Origin of the sequence: Romboutsia sp. MSSM.1001216sp_RTP31141st1_G3_RTP31141_220114, from assembly GCF_039031195.1 — a bacterium.
GTDB lineage: Bacteria > Bacillota > Clostridia > Peptostreptococcales > Peptostreptococcaceae > Romboutsia_C > Romboutsia_C hominis.
Genome location: NZ_JBCIUO010000005.1, coordinates 69,316 through 90,038 on the forward strand (window position 1 = coordinate 69,316; position 20,723 = coordinate 90,038).

Here is a 20,723-nt window from a genome sequence, read left to right on the forward strand (position 1 = left end):
GATTACATTACACATTCCATTGCTAAAGCTGGATGACCTTTTTCCTCTAAGAATGCTAATACTCCTTCAGAATCACTAGCTATAGTTTCATCACATATCATATCTGTAAAGTTTTCTATACCTGTTAATTCTTGAACACTAGCATTTAACTTATCTGCTACATATTCTTTTAACTCTTTTGGCATCCAAACTATTCTAGTTGGTCCACCCTCAGCATAAGCAAACTTCTTAGAAGATATAAAGTGTCTTCCGTGACCCATGAATCCTGGAGTTTGAACTCCTCCACCTGTCATAGAAGCTAATTCTCCAAATGTCATACCAACAGGAGTTTCACCAGAGAACTCTCTATTAACTATAACAAATCCATTTGCTTCTGGCATTATACCGCATATACACTCGAAGCATCCGCAAGAAGTCATTGGATCTTCTAATATAGAATATAATGTAACATTTTCAACAGCACCTTGAGATATTTCACATACTGTTTCATTAACTGCTTGCCATATTCCTGTTCTTTCATCTAAGCATTCACCCTTAACTATTGGTTGGCATGGTCCTGTTGGATCTAGTTCTTTAGTAGCTTTAGCATCTAACCAGCTAACTGCTCCACATAATCCAAGTCTTTCAGGAGTAACAACACAAACGTGTGCAGGTGCAAATGATTGACAAAGGTTACAAGAATAGAATTCCTCAACGCTTTCATCAACTAATGAAGCTAATCTTTCATCTCTAGCATTATATCTATCTATAGCTTCACCCTTCATTTCTGATACTTTTTGTGCATCAGTTACTATAGTTACTTCGCATTTATCAACAACTGATTCAAATTCATCTAGCATCTTAGCATATAAAACTTCTCCTATATGCTCTAATCTGAATCCTTTTTCAAAAGCATCTTTAGATATTCTTACCCAAGACATATCTCTTTGACCAACATGCATTACACCTTCTATATAGTTTAAGAAGTAGTGTAAACGTCTTTCTAAAACTGGTTCGAAATCTTCTTGCATTGCTTTACCAGCTATTTTAACTATAACAGCAAGTGGTAATCTTACAACACCGTCAGACTCTATTTCATCTATATTTGGACCTATAACCTCTATTTTATGGTCTTCAACTTCACTTAATTCTTTTTTAACAACAAGTTCCCAAGCTTCAGTTTTATTTCCACCAAATTCAGCAAACATGTCATTTTTTCTTATTCTTTCACCTTCAAATGCAGCAGCAAAAGATACTGGTATAGGTATTTCAGTTACCTTTATCTTTATTCCTCTAGCTTCTAATGAAGTAGCTACAAACTTATCATAATCTTTTTGAGTTAATAAATTCATTGGAACTTCTAATACTGTTTGATCAGTTATAACTGGGAATCCTAAAGCTATTGCTCCAGCTCCACAAGATACAACTAATTCACTTAATGGTCCAAATGCATTAACAAATGCTGGAACTCTCTTAGCAGTATAATCTAATAATCCTGCTAAATCTCCTGGATTTAATCCTCCAAATATCAATGCTGCTCTTACTGCTACAGATACAACATGGATAACAGAAGTTACATCATATCCTAGAGGGATAACTCTTAGTTCTAGACCCATCTTAACATCAGCTTCTATAGCTTGATCTATTACTTTTCCTACTAAGAAAGTAAGTAATCCTTTAGATTGGTAATTTTTTATAATCTCAGCTGCAGTTTCTGCATCTGGGCATTCTCCAAGTACAACAGCAACCCCTGGTATATCTCCTGTAACTAGAGGTACACCTAATGATCTTATTATAGGGTCAGTTATATGACCCGCACAAGGTTCACTATATGGTGCATCTATTGTAGCATATTTTACAGCTTCTATAACTTCAGCAGATAAAGCTGTAGCTAAACCAGCATTAAGTGCATGCTCTAATAAATGAGTTCTATTTACTAAACCTTCTACTATAGTTAAAGCACCTTCTAAATCACCTAACGTATTCATTTTTTGTCCTGTTGCTGCGTATATACAAGGTAATGAATATGCAGTATCAGGGAATGCTACATTATGTTCTCTTCCATGTTTTTCTATTGCTTCGCTTACAGCGCCTTTAGCAGCAGCCAAAGCTTGTTCTGAACCATTAAAAATAGTATTATATAAATTCACTCTATTTTCCCCCTTTTTAAGCTTCTTATCTCTTTTCTTTATTATGCATTAAATGCAAATCCACCTTCATTAAGCTCTAAATATGAGTCAGCATATAAAGAGGCATTTCTTATTATGTCACAAGATTTTACTGTTCTCATTATTTCTTCGTCACATGGGTTTACTATAGCTGAACTAAATCCATTTGCCATTGCCATTGCAAGCCAAGCACTATCAAGTATTGGTCTAACATGCTTTGGACAACCATTAGATACGTTAGATAATCCACCTGTAGTTAATAATCCCATTTCAGTCATCATTCTTATAGATTCTAAAACGTCCATTTGTTGGTCTTGCATACCTTTTATAACTAAGCATAATGGGTCAAATAACATGTCTTCTGGCTCTAATCCAGCCATTAAACCTCTTTCTAACATTTCTTGACAGTAAGCCATACGCTCATCATTATCCTTTGGTATACCTTCTTTAGCACATAAAGCTATTACTTTAGCTTGGTATTCTCCTGCTAAGTCTATTAAATCTATTCTTCCACCTGCGTCTGCAGAGTTTATTATAGCTTTACCATTTATAGGATTGTAAACTTTAAGACCTGCTTCTATAGCTTTTCTATTAGCAGTATCTAATGCTAATGGAACATTGTTAAATTCTTTTTGAAGTAATTGAACTCCCCAAGTCATTAACTCTTCTCCATCTCTTTCAGCTGGCCCTATATTAAAATCTATATAGTGAGCTCCTGCTTCTAATTGCTCTTTAGCTCTTTTAAGTATTGGTTCTGGATTTCTTTCTTCTAATGCTTTTCTTATTACTGGTGATATACAGTGTATTCTTTCCCCTATTATCATGAACTTTTCCATAGTAATTATCCCCCTTAATTAGACTCTAAAAGTCTTTTTCGTTAAATTTTATACTAGCCAATTCACTATATACCTCTATTTGAGTATATGTAGTTCATTGACTAGCATATGTTATTGATTTTAATATTACGCGTTAGCTAAAGCTTCATCTTTCTTAGCTTTGTATTCTTTTAAGAACTTTGGTAATTCCATAGATTCTTCAGGTCCTATAACTACATTCCATCCTGGTAATGCCTCTTCTATATCTCCCTTAAGAACTGCAACCTTACCTGGTATTATTAAATCTCTATTATCAGTAATTTCTGCTACATTAGATTCTTTTATGAAGTTAGCTATAGAACTTCCACTAAACTTACCAGCAGACCAAGCTGTTAATACTGAGTACCCTCCAGCATCTGGGATAGCTAAATGTACAGGAACTTTAGATCTTTCTACATCTCCCGATACTATGAAATAAGTTAAAGCGAAGTCAACAGTAACTATTACTGGAGAATTCTTATCTGGATTATTTATTGGATAAACTTTTGTTTCAACTCTCATTGGTTTTTGTGGGTCAGTGAATATGTTTTGTCTTAGAGCAAATAATGGTAATGCTTTAGAATAGTCTATATCATCTATTACGATTATAGAACCGTATTTAACTGTGAATACAGATGATAAAGCAACTTCCATATTAGGATTTTCTTTAGCTAATTTATTTGCAAATACTATTGATGGGTATCCGAATGTTCTGTCTTGTTCTTTTAATGCTATTCTTCTAACTTGAACAGCATTTGTAAATGTATCTTTTATATTTTCTCCTGTTACATCTAATATTAATTCTCTATATCCTGCAGCTTGTATAGCTTCTACTGTAGAATACAATTCCTCTAAACTAGATGCTTTAACACCTAAAGCTAACTTATCTCCTTTAACTACATCTATCATAGCTTGATAGTTGTCTTTAGTAGCTCCGTATACTACTGGTTTTTTATCTTTTAATATTTCAACAGCTTCTTTAGCAACTTCAGCATCTTCACATACTAATATGTAAGCTAAATCTAATCCGCTATCTTTAACTCTGTTAACTACCCTTAAGAATCCTTCTTTATTTTCAAAGTATTCTATTAGAGCCATTTCAACTCTCATTTCTTCACCTATTCTTACGTAGTCAACAGCTTTCATGTTAGCAAGTTTTGCATCTACTTGCTCATCAGTCATACATTCACAAAATGCTACTGCAAATCTATTTCTATTTACTAATGTTTTTTCATGTCTAAATAATACAGTTTCTGCTCCTAATTCATATTCAGAATTTCCAGCTCCAACTTTTACACCTCTCATTAATGGTGCAGTTGCTTCTGATAATTTTGCTAATGCCTCATCAGACATATGTGGACACTTTTCTACCTCTACTGCTCCTGATGCAACCTTCATACAGAAAGCCATACAAGTTGGAAATCCACAGTCCTTACAGTTTTTCTTTGGTGTTAATTTGAATATATCTAAAGCTTTTAATGCCATGATTTTTTCCCCCTAACCTTACAATTTATTAAGCTAATGCGCTAACTAATTCTTTTATAGTTTCTACTGATTCTGGATGACGAAGTATAACTGCATTTGATCCACCAACTAATGCACTTGCAGCAGTTGATATTTCCATTGCTATACCTCTTTTTTCTACACATCCCCAAGCTGGTTCATCTTCAACACTTGCTATAGATTCTTTAACATTCCAAGTTTCTTTTGAAACTGGAGTTATTATTGGCATTTGTAATGTTTTATCATTTTGACCAAATGCAGCAAGTCTGATTCTGTCCATAGTTGATGCAACATACTCATATCCATATCCTACAGCTGATGAACCTATGTTCATAACTATATTTTCAGATTTAACGCCTAATTGTCCTAATAATACGTTTAATTGTTTAGCTAGGTTTATATCAACTGAAGACTCAGCAGACACTTTATGACTATAAGCCATACTAGCCGCAGCCCCTACTGCCTTGTAGTTGTCTTCTGTAGCTGATAAGAATAAACAATTATGCCCATCTACTGCTTGCGCTACTTTTTCAAATAACTTAGCATCCTTTTCATGGTTTCCACATCCAGCTATAATTACTGGTACACTAACAGCCTCAACAACTTTTTTAGCTACCTCAGCACACTCTTCTGGAGTTTTATCTAATCCATTTGGATCTGCACTTTCAAGCTTTAAGCATATAAAGTCTGCTTTTGTATTTTCTTCTACATGCTTAGCCCACTTAACTGGACAATCACAAACATCTTTATACATTTCTTTAAAAGCATCGCTCCATCCTTCTGGATATATGTCAGTTATTTCTATTCCTATTTTTTGAGTATTTCCACCATTCCCATCGAAGTTATAAAATGGTAGAATATTCTCTCCACCTATTTTTATCGCTTTTTCTCCTGTCCCTATTTCTACTTCTGATATTTTACCAGAATACTTTTGAACAGACATCTTGAATGCCATAGTTTACTCCCCCTTAAGCCTATTTTAATTCTAATTTAGTTACTATATCATTTATAGCAACTTTAGCTTTTGATTCTTTTGGTAATTCTACTAAAGGTATACCATTAGAATCATATTCATATATCATTTCATCCATAGGTACTACACCTATAAGACTTAGATTATGCTTTTCAATTTCCTCTTTTATTCCATCATTTAATATTCCATTTGGAACTTTATTTACAATTAAATATATATCTGAAACACTTAGCTTTAATTCCCTAGCTAAATCTCTTATTCTAGCAACAGCTTGAACACTACGTCTAGAACAATCACTAACTAATAGCAATTTGTCTATGTGCTTAGTAGTTTTTCTACTTAAATGTTCCATTCCAGCTTCGTTATCTATAACTAAATATTCGTAAGAATCTGCTAGTTTGTCTGTTTGCTCTCTTAATATCCCATTAACATAACAATAACAACCTTCACCCTCAGATCTTCCCATTACTATTAAGTCATATCCTTCGCCTTCTGACATACAAGTATTTAATCTATATTGTAAATATTGAGCCTTAGTCATTCCTCCTGGAAAAGCATTACCTTGTTTTTCCCTTTGATTTACTTCTTCTCTTATAGACCCTATCGTATCTTCAACATCTATACCTAATACTTCATTTATGTTAGCATTAGCATCTGCATCTACAACTAATACTGGTCCTTTTTTATTACTTACTAAATTATTAATTAAAAGCCCTGTAAGACTAGTCTTACCAGTTCCACCTTTTCCTGCTACTGCTATGTTATATCCCATACCAAGATTTCCCCCTTTATTTGTCAAAACAGAGCTTTTCCCCTTTACTCTGTTTTTATCTTATGCTTTTGCTAATTTAGGAGCTGCATGAACACATTCTCCATGTACATCATGAAGAGCTTCCATTAACCCTTCTGATAATGTTGGATGTGCATGTATAACATCTCCTACTTGCTCTACTGTTAATCCTAAGTGTACTGCAAGAGATAATTCTGTTAATAGGTCTGTAGCATGAGGACCTACTATAGATGCTCCAACTATTTTGTCTTCTTTATCTGCAAGAACCTTTATAAATCCTTGGAAGTGACCCATAGCTTGAGCTTTACCTAATCCTCTAAATTCAAACTTACCAACATGATATTCTGTACCTTGTTCTTCTAATTGTCTTTCTGTTTTCCCAACAGCAGCTAGCTCTGGCTCTGTATATACACATCTTGGAACTGCTGTATAATCAACAGTTTTAGATTTGCCTAAAGCGTTTTCCACAGCTACTATACCCTCTTTAGAAGCAACATGTGCTAAGAATGGTGTATCTATTAAATCACCTATTGCATATATACCTTCTATATTAGTTTGTAAGTTTTCATCTACTACAATCTTACCTCTATTAAGCTCTATACCTATTTCCTCTATTCCAGAACCTTCAAGATTTGGTTTTCTACCTATTGCCATTAAAACATATTGTGTTTTTATCTCTTTTCCATTTGAAAGTGTAGATATAACCCCATCTTCTACAACTTCACATTTCTCTACTCCACTATCTGTTAACACTTTAATTTTATCCTTTTTAAACTGTCTCTGCAACTGTTTTGCTACATCTTTATCCTCAAAAGGTAATATTTGATCTCCTCTTTGAACTATAGTTACTTCAGTTCCTAAAGCTCTTAAGAATTGACCTATTTCACAACCTATAACTCCACCACCAACGATTAACATAGACTCTGGTAATTCTTCAAGTCCTAGTACTTCGTCACTAGTTATAACTCTCTTTTTATCATATGGGAACATTGGTAAAACTACTGGAACAGAACCGTTAGCTAATATTATTTTATCAGCCTTAACTATTTCACAGCTTCCATCTTCTTTAGTAACTTCTATAGTATTTTTATCTACTAATTTTCCGAATCCATTAACTAAGTTAACTCCTCTTTTTTCAAATAAAAATTCTATACCACCTATTAATTGGTTTACTATTTTATCTTTTCTTCCCATTATAGCTTTGAAATCTGCATTGATTTCACCATCTATATTTATTCCATAATCTTTAGCTTCTTTTATATTCATTAACATAGAAGAAGATGCTAATAATGCTTTAGTTGGTATACACCCTACATTTAAGCAAGTTCCTCCAACTCTCTTTTTCTCTATTACTGTTACTTCAGCACCAAGCATAGCTGCCTTTATTGCAGCAACGTATCCTCCTGGTCCACCACCTACAACTGCTATTTTCATATTTTTTCCCCCATTTATATCCGTTAATAAAATCTATTTATACTATGTTACTTAAGTTAGAAAACTTAAGCAACATAGCTATTTATCTATATATTATAAACCTGCAGCATCTAATATAGCTGGAACATTTTCTTCTGCTCCTATAGCCATTATGTGAACACCATCACATAAATCTTCTTCTTTTAATTGTCTTATGAACTCTCCAGCCATCTTTATACCTTCTGATACCCAATTTTCTTTTCCTGCAGCTCTTAATCTTTCTATTTGATCATCTGGAACAAATATACCAGGAACATTAGCAGTCATAAACTTAGCCATTCCTGGAGATTTTAAAGGTACTATACCAGCTAATACCTTACAATCCATATCTCTAGTTAACTTTCTAAACTCTCTCATATGTTCTATATCATATACAGCTTGAGTTTGGAAGAACTTAGCTCCAGCATTTATTTTCTTTTGCATTTTTAATAATTGTACTTCTATTGGAGCATATTCTGGAGTAACAGAAGCTCCTAAGAAAAATTCTGGTGATCCTTTTAATGCGTTACCAACTAAGTCAGTACCCTTCATTAAAGTTTCAGCAGTTTGAAGTATACCAACAGCATCTAAATCAAATACTCCTTTAGCTTGTGGATGATCTCCAACTACTGTATGGTCTCCTGTTAAAGCTAACATATTGTTTATTCCAAATACACCAGCAGATAACATTTCTCCTTGTATTGCTATTCTATTTCTATCTCTACCAGTCATTTGTATTACTGGTTCTAATCCTACATCTTTTAATAATTTACATGTAGCAAGCGAAGTAGTTCTCATAACTGCAGATTGGAAGTCTGTTACATTTGCAGCGTGAACTCTTCCTACTAATGGTTTTGCACACTCTATTAAGTGAGAAAGATCTGTACCTTTTGGTGGTGCCATTTCAGTTGTTACTGCAAACTTCCCACTTTCTAATGTTTCTCTTAATAAGCTCATGAAAAAATCCCCCTTTTAACCTTTTAAACGATCTAAGCCTCAGCTGAAGCTTCTTCTTCTTTTTTCTTTAAGTTTAAGTGTCTTGGATTGTTTTGCTTTGAATAATCCTTCATTGGTCTCATCTCAACCATATTTTCTAATTGATCTAATTCCTTTAACTTTTCATATATCATTATCCAAGCACAATCATTTTCTGGGCTAACTTCGCATTTTCCATTTTTAGCTCCACCACATGCACCATTTATTAATCCCTTAGCACATACAGTTACTGGACATATTCCTCCAGTCCATCCAAGTTCACATTCTCCACAAGCCTTACAAGACTCTTCGAATTCTCCAACTCTCTTTGTTTCCCCGATAAACATAGTGTTATTTGCTGGATATACTGGTAATTTCTTTATATTTTTAACTATGGTTTGAGTTCCATCTCCACAAGCCATAGATAAAACAGCATCAGCTTCTTTTAATTCTTCTTTTAATACTTTTAAATCCTTTTTAGATTTTAAAAGATTACATGCAGGTTCTAGTAAAGTGTATCCTAAAACAGTTTTTCCTTCTGACTCTAAAGCTTCTTTCATTTTTAAAACTTCTTCTTCTCCACCACTTTTACAAGTAGCTGCACATTCATTACATCCAACTATAACAACTTTTTGAGCTTTCTTTAAGAATCCTAAAATTTCTTGCATTGATTTATTTTCAGAAACTATCATCTCTATTCCCCCTAAAAACTTATCTTATTTGTTGTTTTGTAACTTACAAGCTTTAACTACATGCTTAGCAAGTATAGATGTAGTTACAGAACCTACTCCTGCTGGAACTGGAGTTATCATAGATACTTTATCAAGTACTGCGTTAGTATCAACATCTCCACATAAGTTTCCTTCTGCATCTACGTTTATACCAACATCTATAACAACTGCTCCTTCTTTAACGAAATCTTCTTTAACCATTCTCGCTCTACCAACAGCAGCAACTAATACATCAGCTTCAGAAGTTACTTTAGCTAAATCTTTAGTTCTTGAATGGCATATAGTAACTGTTGCATTTTCATTTAATAAAAGCATTGCAGCAGGCTTTCCAACAACCATTGATCTACCTAATACAGCTACCTTAGATCCACTTAATTCAACACCATAGTGCTTTAATATTTCAACTACTGCAGTTGGTGTACATGGAGGGAATCCAGTTTTATCTCCTTCCATAACTTTAGCAGAGTTTATTGGGCTGAAACTATCTACGTCTTTTTCTGGAGATATTATGTACTTTATAGCTTCTTCATCTAATTGCTTTGGAAGAGGTCTAAAGCATAATATACCATTAACATTTTTATCTTCATTTAATCCCTTTAATGTTTTTATGTATTCTTCTTGAGTTACATCTTCTGGTAATTCAACAACTTGAGTTTGTATTCCTATGCTTTCACATCTTTTTAATGCTCCTCTTTCGTAAGCTAAGTCACTTCCATTTGCACCTACCCTTAATATAGCTAACTTAGGATTTATACCCTCTTTAACTAATTCATTAACTTCTTTTATTAAGTTTTCACTTATTTGGTCAGCAACTGGCTTTCCTTTTATTATTTGTCCTTTTGTTATAGTTGTTTCCATGGATCCAATTCCCCCTATTAATTTATATTTATATACTTTATGTAATTCTTGATTTCTATTTAAATAATTACTTACCTAATGCTTTTTCAACTTTAGCGTAAACTTCATCACATATCTTTACGCCTTCTTCAACTAAAGTATCAACTTCATTTTTAACTTTAGCTACATATTCTTCGTCTTTTATTGAATTAATATTTATTACTACATTTAATTGGCCACTAAGTATAGCAGCTCTTAAACATTGTACTCCAACACCTACATCACTTATTGCAAGTCTTGAACCTTTATCTACTAAATCTTCATGTAATTTTATTGCATCAAAGCATACTCTTACTATATTTATTGGAACTTCGCAAGCTACCTTTAAAGCTTTCTCCATTGTTTCTTCTTTTATCTTCTTTTCTTCCTCAGTTGATGTAGGAAGACCGTAAGCTTTTGAAAGAGGTAAGAAGTTTTCTGCATCTTCATCTATCATGCTTAATAATTTCTTTTCTATATCTCCTGCTTTAGCTAAGATTTCTTTTATGCTTTCTTCATATTCAGCATATTTTTTCTTACCTATTGTTAAGTTACAAACCATGCTACCTAAAGCCATTCCTATAGCTCCAACTAGACTAGCTGCTCCTCCTCCTCCAGGTACTGCTGATTTAGAAGCTAAAACTTCTACAAATTCAACACAAGTTTTTTCTGATATTTTCATTTTCTTCCCCCTTGAATCATCTAAGGTTTTTATATGTAATCAGTAGGGTATGACTATAGTCATACTCTACTGTTTCATTCTCCTTTATTAGAATAATCCTGAGATTACTCCATTTTCATCAACATCTATTCTTTCAGCTGCTGGAACTTTTGGAAGTCCTGGCATCTTCATTATCTGCCCAGTTAAAGCAACTATAAATCCAGCACCTGCTGATACTGTTAATTGTCTAACTGTTATTCTAAATCCTGTTGGTCTTCCTAACTTAGTCTGATCATCAGTTAAAGAATATTGAGTTTTAGCCATACATATTGGCATTTTTCCGCATCCTATTTTTTCTAATTTTGCTAATTCTTTTTGAGCTTGTGGAGTAAAATCTACACCATCAGCTCCATATATCTTAGTAGCTATAGCATTTATTTTTTCTTCTATTGATAAATCATCTTCATAGCAGAATTCAAATTCATTTGGCTCGCTAGTTAATCTTATAACTTCTTTAGCTAGCTCAATTCCACCTTCTCCACCTTTTGCCCATACTTGAGATAATGCAACGTTAACACCTAGTTCTTGGCATTTAGCTCTTACTAAGTTAACTTCTGCTTCTGTATCAGTTGGGAATTCATTTATAGCCACTACTGCTGGTAATTTAAATACTTGAGTTATATTTTCAACATGCTTTAATAAGTTTGGAATTCCTCTTTCTAAAGCTTCTAAGTTTTCATTATTTAATTGATCTTTTGGTACTCCACCGTTATATTTTAATGCTCTTACTGTAGCAACTATTATAACAGCATCTGGCTTTAAGTTAGCCATTCTACATTTTATATCTAAGAATTTTTCAGCACCTAAGTCAGCACCAAATCCTCCCTCTGTTACTACATAGTCAGCAAAGTGCATAGCCATTCTTGTAGCTATAACAGAGTTACAACCATGAGCTATATTAGCAAATGGTCCACCATGTACAAATGCAGGTGTTCCTTCTAATGTTTGAACTAAATTTGGCTTTAATGCATCTTTTAATAATGCAGCCATAGCTCCATTAGCTTTTAATTGCTCAGCAGTTACAGGATCTCCATTAAAGTTGTATCCAACTATTATTCTTCCTAATCTAGCTTTTAAATCAACTATATCACTTGCTAAACAGAAAGCAGCCATTACTTCTGAAGCAACTGTTATATCAAATCCATCTTCTCTAGCTACACCATCACCTCTTGATCCTAAACCGTCAACAACATTTCTTAGTTGTCTATCGTTCATATCAACACATCTTCTCCAAGTTATGCTTCTAGAGTCTATTCCTAATTCATTTCCTTGGTGGATGTGATTATCAAGCATAGCAGCTAATAAGTTATTCGCAGCTCCTATTGCATGGAAATCTCCTGTAAAGTGTAAGTTTATATCTTCCATAGGAACAACTTGCGCATATCCTCCACCAGCTGCTCCACCTTTAACACCAAATACAGGTCCTAAAGAAGGCTCTCTTAATGCAACTAATACATTTTCTCCTAATTTAGCTAATCCATCAGCTACACCTATAGTTGTAGTAGTTTTTCCTTCTCCTGCTGGAGTTGGGTTTATAGCTGTAGTTAATATTAATTTAGCTTTTTTCCCACCATTGTCTTTTTTTAATAAGTTGTAATCTACTTTAGCTTTGTATTTACCATATAGTTCTATATCATCTTCTGATAAATTTAATTTTTTAGCTATCTCTCTTATATCTTGTGGCTTAGCTTCTTGTGCTATTTCTATATCTGATTTAAATCCCATTACTCAATCTCCTCCTACAAATTTAATAATTTTATATTTCACTATGTATGTATACCACAAAGTTAATGGTTTTAAATACATATAGTGTTTAACATAATTATTATGACACTTAAAAGTTAGATTTTTGACATTTCAGTTATATATTTTGCAATTTAACTAGATGGTTTTTAATTGCTTTTATCTGATTTTTAGTCTCTTCACTTGTGTCATATGGAGATTTGTTTGATCTATCTGCGTCTATAACATCTTGGTTATAGTATATAAATCCTAATGGTTCCCCATCCTCTAGGTTAGAGATTATGAATTCCTCGTCTTCTTTATTTCTAATTTTATTTCCTACGACAAATACTTTTTTAACTCCTATATCTTGTCCTAGCTTTTTTACTTTTCTATAGGTCTGAAGACTTCTTTCTCCAGGCTCAACAACTACTATAAATGCATCTACACTTTCAGCTGTTCCTCTCCCTAAATGTTCAATACCTGCTTCCATATCCATAACAACTACATCTTTATTTTGTAATATTAAGTGTGAACATAGCCTTTTTAGTAGTACATGTTCTGGACAAACACATCCACTACCACCAGAATCTACTGTTCCTAATGTAAGTAGCCTTACTCCATTATGTTCTTTACATAAATTTTCTGGTATGTCATCTACCTTAGGATTCATTTTAAACATTTTTCCAAATGATCCTACTGATGCAGCAGTCCTATCTGAAACAAGTTTTTTCATTTCTGAGATTGGAACTATTGACTCATAGACTTCTCTTGGAAATCCTAGTGCTAAAGCTAAGTTTGCATCTGGATCAGCATCAACTGCTAGTACTCTATATCCATCTTCTGCAAACATTCTAGATAGCATTGAAGAAAAAGTTGTTTTACCTACTCCGCCCTTACCTGTTATTGCTATTTTCATATTATACCACCTTTTGTCATTAGTTACTTTATTTTTTAATGTTTATTTCTGTTTTTCTTTATTTAAATCTGGTCAATCCCTTTGTATGTCTACATTTATTTAAATTTAATTATTTTTAGTCTTTTATTTATATTAAACGATAAGTAGATATTTGTTATATTTATATCCACTTATCGTTTTTAGACTAATAAATAATTATTACTTATTTTGCATTATTAAGCTTCAACAGTAGCTTCTTCATTCATTTTTTCTTCTACTAATTTTTCAAAATGAACACGTTTCTTTTCTATATCTTGTATTATCATTTGAGCTAATTCTTCAGGATTTTCATTTACCTTGAATGTAGCTCCTACTGAATCTTGTAATGTTTGAGTCAATATCTCAACAGTTTTGTCAGAACCAGCAACTGGAGGCATAATTCCTAAGTATGTATCTATCCCTGATGCTACAACATAAGTACCTATAGCAACAGCTTTTTCTGACATCCATTCTGGTGCTACACCTGCTACTGGAATATCACACATATCCATATCTAAGAACTTAGCAACTTCTGACACTACAGATAATATACGACTACAGTCAACACAAGAACCTAAGTGTATTACTGGAGGTATATCAACTAACTCACAAACTGTTGCAAGCCCCTTACTAGCCATACTTCTAGCTTCTTTAGTTAATAGTCCAAATTTACCAGCAGCTGAAGCACCACAACCTGTAGTAACTACAAGTATATCGTTTTTAATTAATTCTTTCATTATAGTAACATGAGCTTTATTTGAAGTACTTCTTGCATTGTTACATCCAACAACACCAACTACCCCTCTTAATACTCCTGATTTTAAGCAGTCTACTAATGGTTTAACAGTTCCCGCTTGATCTATTTGAGAGTTTACAACTCTATCTAATTGACCTATTATTGCTTGTTCACTGAATCCTACAGTTGTTGAAGATTTTAACTGTGGTATTTCAACTTTTTCTTTATCTCTATTTTTGAAGTTTAGTATAGCTTCTCTTACTATTCTCTTGGCATCATCAAGAGCTGTTTCTTCTGTGAATTCTATATAAGTTGATCCTGCTATTTTTGCCTTTGGAGATGTTGTTATGAATTTAGTGTGATAACATTCTGCGACTTTTGCTAATGCAGGGAATATACATTGAACGTCAACTATCATTGCTTCTACAGCACCTGTTACGATAGCTAACTCTTGTTGGTGGAAGTCTCCTGCAGTTCTTACACCATGTCTCATTGTAACCTCATTACCAGTACAACACATACCAGCTAAGTTTATTCCATCTGCTCCCATTTCTTTAGCTAATGCTACTAATTCTGGATCTTCAGATGCTAAAACTATCATCTCTGATAATGATGGTTCATGTCCATGTAATATTATGTTTACTTTATTATCTTCTAATACTCCTAGATTTGCTTCTGATTGTCTAACTGTTGGTGTTCCGAATAGTATATCACTGAATATAGTTCCTATCATTGATCCACCCCATCCATCTGATAATGAAGTTCTCATTGATAAGTTTATTAAACTATCTATATCAGCTGTACATCCCATATGAGTTGAGTGCATTATTGTGGCTATTTCTCTATCTATAGCTCTTGGTTCTATTGCGTATCTTTTCCATATTTCTTGTCTTTGCTTTGGAGCACGACTTAAGAAGTTTAATACTCCATGTGGTTTACCAAACTCCATTAAAGCTATATCTGCAACTTCATGAGCTATATCATATATATCTCGATCTTCAGTCTCTACTCCCCATTCTTTAGCTAAATTAACTAATTTAACTTCATCTTTTATAGTGTAGTTTCCATCTCTACTAGATAAAGATAATGTATGAGCTATACCCCTTGCATGATCAGAGTGAGCTGCAGTCCCCGCTGCAACCATTCTAGCAAAGTTTCTACCTACTATTACATGCTCATCAGCTCCACATAATCCAAGTGGAGTTTTAGGAGTTATTCTACAAGGTCCAGCTGCACATATTCTACAACAAGTTCCTTGAAGACCAAATCCACATTGAGCCTTCATAGAAAGCTTTCTATCATACATAGTTTCTACACCATCTTTTGCAGCCTTATCTAACATAGCTTGACTGTTCAAATCGATAGTCATCATTTTTTTATCCATATTCCTATCCCCTTTTTCCTTGATTTTTAATCCTAGAGGTGATAAAAAATTATGTCCATTGTAAGACTAAAGTTATTGATTCCCTAATTTGATTATATACTAAATTTTGTTAATTTGGTATTCTTTTAAATATTTTTTTAACAAAATTAGTTTGCTCAATATAAGTTATTTTTTTATATAAAATATACTTCTTGTATAAAGTTTTATATAAGAAGTATATTTTATATTTTCCCCATATTATCTATTGAAAAATATATATTAATTTAAAATTTTTATTAATTTGAATTTTTCTAAAAACGTTTACCTATTTATATTATAATATTGTTTACATTATTTGTATATATTATTTCATGCTCTTGGCAATAAGTGCTCCATATGCTATAGAATATAGCTTAGATTCATGACTATCTGCTCTTGATACCAATACTACTGGGGCTTTTGCTCCCATTATAATTCCTGCTGATTTCGCATTCGCCATATATGTAAATGATTTTCCTATTCCATTTCCAACTTCAATATTTGGAACTAATAATATATCTGTATCTCCACTTACTTCACTTTTAAATCCTTTTACTTCACTTGCTTCTTTTGATATAGCTAAATCAAATGCAAGCGGACCTTCGACTATAACGCCTTCTCCAAATTTGCCTTCTTTGCAAGCTTCTTGCAATAGTCTTGCATCCACTGTAGCTTGCATTTTTGGATTTACTTTTTCTTTTGCTGCTAAACAGGCTACTTTTACATTATCCATACCTAAACATTTAACTGCTTGTATTGCATTTTTTAGTATTTTTTCTTTTTGCTCATACTCCGGAGATATGTTCATTCCACCATCTGTTAGCACTAAAAGCTTATGGTAATTTTCAAGTTGATATATCATTACATGACTAAGTAAACTTTCTGTTCTAAGGCCATACTCTTTGTTAAGCACTGATTTTAATAGTATTGATGTATCAAGTAATCCCTTCATAACAAAATCAGCTTCTTCTTTTGACACTAACTCTACAGCAATCTTCGCACTTTCTTCCATGCTTGGTGAATCTATAATAGTTACACCTTCTAACTTAAAGTTTATATCATTTGATATAGATTTTATTTTATCTGCTTGTCCTACTAATATTGGTTGTATAACTCCTTTATTAACTGCATCTTTTATAGCTAATAAAACTTCTCTATCTTCTGCTGCTGCAACTGAAAGTATTACTTTTTCTTCTTGCTTTAGTTTGTCTAACATATCGTGTAAATCTTTTATCATCTCATACTCCCCCTTGTTATATATATTTAAATAATATCACATTTAGTACTAAAATAGTTTTATAGCAGTATAGTCTAAATATTCTATAAAATTAGAAGTTAAATAAAAAAATAGTATTAGCATAATACACTAATACTATTTTTTTATTTAACTTCTCTTGTTTATAAATATAATCCCAGCTAAAGCTAATATAACTAATACAATAGACCCTATTATAGATTCTTCTCCTGTTTTAGGAGTATCAGTATTTTTATCTAATACTTTATCCTCATTATGATATTTATTCTCTAATTCCTTTGTCTTGCTATTAGTATTTTTTTCAGACACTTCATCTTTCTGACCTTCAAAAACTAATTTTACATTTTCTTTTTGATTAGGCTTTATCTCAAAATTTTGTACTTCATTTGTTAATGGATATCCTTTTGGTGCTTTTATTTCTACTGCTTGATACTTTCCTGGTTCTAGACCTACTTTAGCTATTCCATCTTTTCCAGTTACTATTGTTGTCACCTTTTTTCCATCTTGTGTTTGTATTGCAAACTCTGTTCCTGGTAACACTTTACTTGGATTATCTTTATCTACTTCCTTTATTTCTACTTCTCCATTTGTTTTTTCATCTACTACTTCATTATCATTATTGTATTTATCCTCTGATTCACTTTGCTTATTATTAGTATCTTTTACAGTTGGTTCTTCCTTCTCATTTTCAAAAACTAATTTTACATCTTCTTTTTGATTAAACTTTATCTCGAAGTTTTGTACTTCATTTGTTAATAGATATCCTTCTGATGCTTTTATTTCTACTGCTCTATATTTTCCTGGCTTTAAACTTGCTCTTGCTATTCCATCTTCTCCAGTTATTATTTTTGTTACCTTTTGTCCATCTTGTGTTTGTATTTCAAATTCTGTTCCTGGTAACACCTTACTCGTGTCATCTTTATCTACTTTCTTTATTTCTACCTCTCCACTTAACTCATTGTTAATATTTTCAGTAGTAGGTTCTTCCTTCTCATTTTCAAAAACTAATTTTACATCTTCTTTTTGATTAAACTTTATTTCAAAGTTTTTCACTTCATTTGTTAATAGATATCCTTTTGATGCTTTTGTTTCTACTACTTGATACTTACCTGGCTTTAGACTTGCTCTTGCTATTCCGTCTTCTCCAGTTATTATCGTTGTTACCTTTTGCCCATCTTGTGTTTGTATTTCAAACTCTGTTCCTGGTAACACTTTACTTGTATTATCTTTATCTACTTTCTTTATTTCTACTTCTCCATTTGTTTTCTCATTTGTTATAGTTCCTATATTTTTAACAGTTCCTATATCACTTTTTTCTATAGTAAACTTTATGTCTTTTCCATCTACTGAATATCCCTCTGGAGCTTTTACTTCTTGTAAATAATATGTTCCTACATTATCTACATCTGATTTAATTAATCCATTCTCATCACTAGTTAATTTTCCTATAACTTTCTTATTAGAATCTTTTAGATTAAATATAGCTCCACTAAGCTTACTTTCCTTATTTTCACTATCAACTTTAATAGCTTCAAAAGCATATCCCTTTTTAGTTTCAACTTTATTACTTGGATTACCATTTATTTTAGCTATATTTGATACAGTTGTTCCATCTTTTACATTGCTAAAATCAGTATATATTTTTACTTCTAAATTTTCTTTGTAATTTATTTGTCCCTTATCATTGATAATATTGACTGTATTATTTTCTTTATCTATTTTACTAGAAAAAGCATCTGGAACTTCAACTTTTACGATCTTTACGTTCGGATCTAATTTATCTACTAAATCTATATATCCCTTTTGGAATACACCAAAACTCTCAAAGTTTATAGAATATACAACACTTTGGTCATCATCTTTTTCTAATTTAGTCTTATCAACAGATTTGTGAGCATTTATAGCCCCTGCATTATATTCATATTTAACCGTATCATCAACACTATTTCTAGTTCCATTGTATGATAACTTTGCAGTATTTGAGTACGAATCTTCAACATTTGTAATCTTCATGTCGTAACAAACAATATAGTAATCATCTACGTTTCCAAAATTTATAGTTAAATTTCCATTATTAGTGTTTATTTTATCTTTAAATTGATCTGTTACCCACTCAAAGCTTTCATCTTTATTGTATTTACCTATACTTATACTGTCCTTTAAAAGTTCCATTCCTTTAGGTGTAAAGTCATTTAAAGTTACATTTTTAAGATTTGACCTATTTTCATTAATGTCTATTCTATATCTTACATTTTCGTTCATAGATGCTACATTTTTACCTTCTGAATTTTTCGCAGAAGTATAACTATACTTACTTATAACATCTTTTGCTTCATTTTTTTGTTTTAATATAACAGTACTATTTAACTTACCATCGCTTTTATTAAATACTGCTGTGTTCTTATAAGAACTCAAATTTTGAGTAATCTTTGTCTTATAAGTTACAATATATTTATCTTTAATATTTCCAAAGTTTATACTAAGCCTATTAGATGATTTACTTATATTTAAGCTATCTGTGACATCTGTTTCTGCGCTATCTCTTTCTATTTTAATTACATTTACAGAACTTGGTATAAGCTCCATTCCTTCAGGCATATTATCTGTTAATACTGCATTTGATATATTTGAAAATTTCTCATTAACATATACTCTATATTGTTGAGTTTTTCCTAGTACTGGATAATATATATTTCCTACCGTATTTCCATCCGAATCTACATGGTCATAATTATTTATAGTTTTAAGAAGCTGTCTATCTATTATAGGCTCTGTTTCATCAGATGGTTTTATAGCTATTTCTATGCTAGTAACTGTTTTTCCATCAACCCATACTTCTATCTTCTGATTATCTACTTCTTCAGTTTTATCTGCATATGCTGATACATTAACATATCCTCCTATTGCATCATAAACATCATCCCCAAAAGTTGCTACTACTTTATTACCTTCCATTTGTACACTTTTAAAATGCTCTGGGGGGAATTTAAAGCTAAATCTTTCAAGCCAACTAGGCATTTCAAATTCTATAGTATCACCTGGTTTTATACTCCCTGGACCATATTTAGCCTTATACTCTAGTTTAAAATTCAACTTTTCTCTAGGTTCAACCTCTTTTTTATCACAGGTTATAGATACTTCTATTGTATCCTCTTGATTATCTGTCTTAACTTCTTCAGCATACGCAAAATGCGTATTAATTAACACATTTATAACCATTAGTACTGACGTAAGTATCGATATTATTTTTTTTCCTAACTTGTATTTATTTTTCAATAAATTTCACCACCCTTTTTAAATTTTTTTATTTTAAAATAAAAAAGACTATTCAAGATAATGATGATTTATTATCTGAATAGTCGGTTGCACTATTAACTCCATATACCTCAAGTGCCCATATACAAGGTATACTTCTTCATTCCTATTTTTAGCTTATATGTATTTATGCCCTTTTAATAATTTTGCTTTGTGCGCATTTATGCTATATAAAATTGTTAGCTTTCATTTGATTTTCATTAATGTCTTATCAATAAACTTTTATTTTAAAATAAAAAAGACTATTCAAGATAATAATGATTTATTATCTGAATAGTCGGTTGCACTATTAACTCCATATACCTCAAGTGCCCATATACAAGGTATACTTCTT

15 protein-coding genes and 1 riboswitch are annotated in these 20,723 nt (G+C 32.1%); all 15 genes read right to left on the reverse strand.

Annotated elements, in window-relative coordinates:
• Positions 1-2: 2 nt before the first annotated feature.
• Positions 3-2,129, reverse strand: coding sequence for an acetyl-CoA decarbonylase/synthase complex subunit alpha/beta (gene acsB, locus ABCP60_RS09530; RefSeq protein WP_092923600.1), 2,127 nt, complete (start codon positions 2,127-2,129; stop codon positions 3-5).
• 41 nt (positions 2,130-2,170) lie between these two features.
• Entirely contained in the window at positions 2,171-2,983 is an 813-nt protein-coding gene (gene acsE / locus ABCP60_RS09535; RefSeq protein WP_092923597.1) for a carbon monoxide dehydrogenase/acetyl-CoA synthase methytransferase subunit, read from the reverse strand.
• A gap of 126 nt (positions 2,984-3,109) precedes the next feature.
• Positions 3,110-4,486, reverse strand: a complete 1,377-nt coding sequence (gene acsC, locus ABCP60_RS09540; RefSeq protein WP_166506007.1) for an acetyl-CoA decarbonylase/synthase complex subunit gamma — start codon at positions 4,484-4,486, stop codon at positions 3,110-3,112.
• A 28-nt stretch (positions 4,487-4,514) separates the two neighbouring features.
• The gene (gene acsD / locus ABCP60_RS09545; protein ID WP_092923591.1) at positions 4,515-5,459 is read right to left on the reverse strand and encodes an acetyl-CoA decarbonylase/synthase complex subunit delta; all 945 of its coding nucleotides are present in this window, start codon (positions 5,457-5,459) and stop codon (positions 4,515-4,517) included.
• A gap of 19 nt (positions 5,460-5,478) precedes the next feature.
• Positions 5,479-6,249 (reverse strand): carbon monoxide dehydrogenase accessory protein CooC, encoded by a 771-nt coding sequence (locus ABCP60_RS09550; protein WP_092923588.1) that lies wholly within the window; start codon positions 6,247-6,249, stop codon positions 5,479-5,481.
• A gap of 60 nt (positions 6,250-6,309) precedes the next feature.
• Complete coding sequence (gene lpdA / locus ABCP60_RS09555) at positions 6,310-7,701, reverse strand: dihydrolipoyl dehydrogenase (RefSeq protein WP_343101664.1); 1,392 nt, start codon at positions 7,699-7,701, stop codon at positions 6,310-6,312.
• 93 nt (positions 7,702-7,794) lie between these two features.
• Positions 7,795-8,676, reverse strand: a complete 882-nt coding sequence (locus ABCP60_RS09560; protein WP_166506009.1) for a methylenetetrahydrofolate reductase — start codon at positions 8,674-8,676, stop codon at positions 7,795-7,797.
• A 32-nt stretch (positions 8,677-8,708) separates the two neighbouring features.
• A complete protein-coding gene (locus ABCP60_RS09565; RefSeq protein WP_092923580.1) occupies positions 8,709-9,386 on the reverse strand; it encodes a methylenetetrahydrofolate reductase C-terminal domain-containing protein in 678 nt (225 codons plus the stop codon).
• A gap of 24 nt (positions 9,387-9,410) precedes the next feature.
• A complete protein-coding gene (locus tag ABCP60_RS09570; protein ID WP_092923577.1) occupies positions 9,411-10,283 on the reverse strand; it encodes a bifunctional 5,10-methylenetetrahydrofolate dehydrogenase/5,10-methenyltetrahydrofolate cyclohydrolase in 873 nt (290 codons plus the stop codon).
• Positions 10,284-10,350: 67 nt separating this feature from the next.
• Entirely contained in the window at positions 10,351-10,983 is a 633-nt protein-coding gene (locus ABCP60_RS09575) for a cyclodeaminase/cyclohydrolase family protein (protein WP_092923574.1), read from the reverse strand.
• A gap of 87 nt (positions 10,984-11,070) precedes the next feature.
• Positions 11,071-12,747, reverse strand: a complete 1,677-nt coding sequence (locus tag ABCP60_RS09580; protein WP_343101665.1) for a formate--tetrahydrofolate ligase — start codon at positions 12,745-12,747, stop codon at positions 11,071-11,073.
• A 136-nt stretch (positions 12,748-12,883) separates the two neighbouring features.
• Positions 12,884-13,663 carry a carbon monoxide dehydrogenase accessory protein CooC gene (locus ABCP60_RS09585; RefSeq protein ID WP_092923567.1) on the reverse strand — a complete coding sequence of 260 codons (780 nt, stop codon included), beginning with the start codon at positions 13,661-13,663 and terminating at the stop codon, positions 12,884-12,886.
• 215 nt (positions 13,664-13,878) lie between these two features.
• Positions 13,879-15,801 carry an anaerobic carbon-monoxide dehydrogenase catalytic subunit gene (gene cooS / locus ABCP60_RS09590; RefSeq protein ID WP_092923564.1) on the reverse strand — a complete coding sequence of 641 codons (1,923 nt, stop codon included), beginning with the start codon at positions 15,799-15,801 and terminating at the stop codon, positions 13,879-13,881.
• A gap of 343 nt (positions 15,802-16,144) precedes the next feature.
• Positions 16,145-17,056, reverse strand: a complete 912-nt coding sequence (locus ABCP60_RS09595) for a bifunctional enoyl-CoA hydratase/phosphate acetyltransferase (protein WP_343101666.1) — start codon at positions 17,054-17,056, stop codon at positions 16,145-16,147.
• Positions 17,057-17,203: 147 nt separating this feature from the next.
• Positions 17,204-20,350: a SpaA isopeptide-forming pilin-related protein gene (locus ABCP60_RS09600; RefSeq protein WP_343101667.1), complete on the reverse strand. Its 3,147-nt coding sequence runs from the start codon at positions 20,348-20,350 to the stop codon at positions 17,204-17,206.
• 74 nt (positions 20,351-20,424) lie between these two features.
• Positions 20,425-20,506: riboswitch (cyclic di-GMP riboswitch) on the reverse strand.
• Positions 20,507-20,723 lie beyond the last annotated feature (217 nt).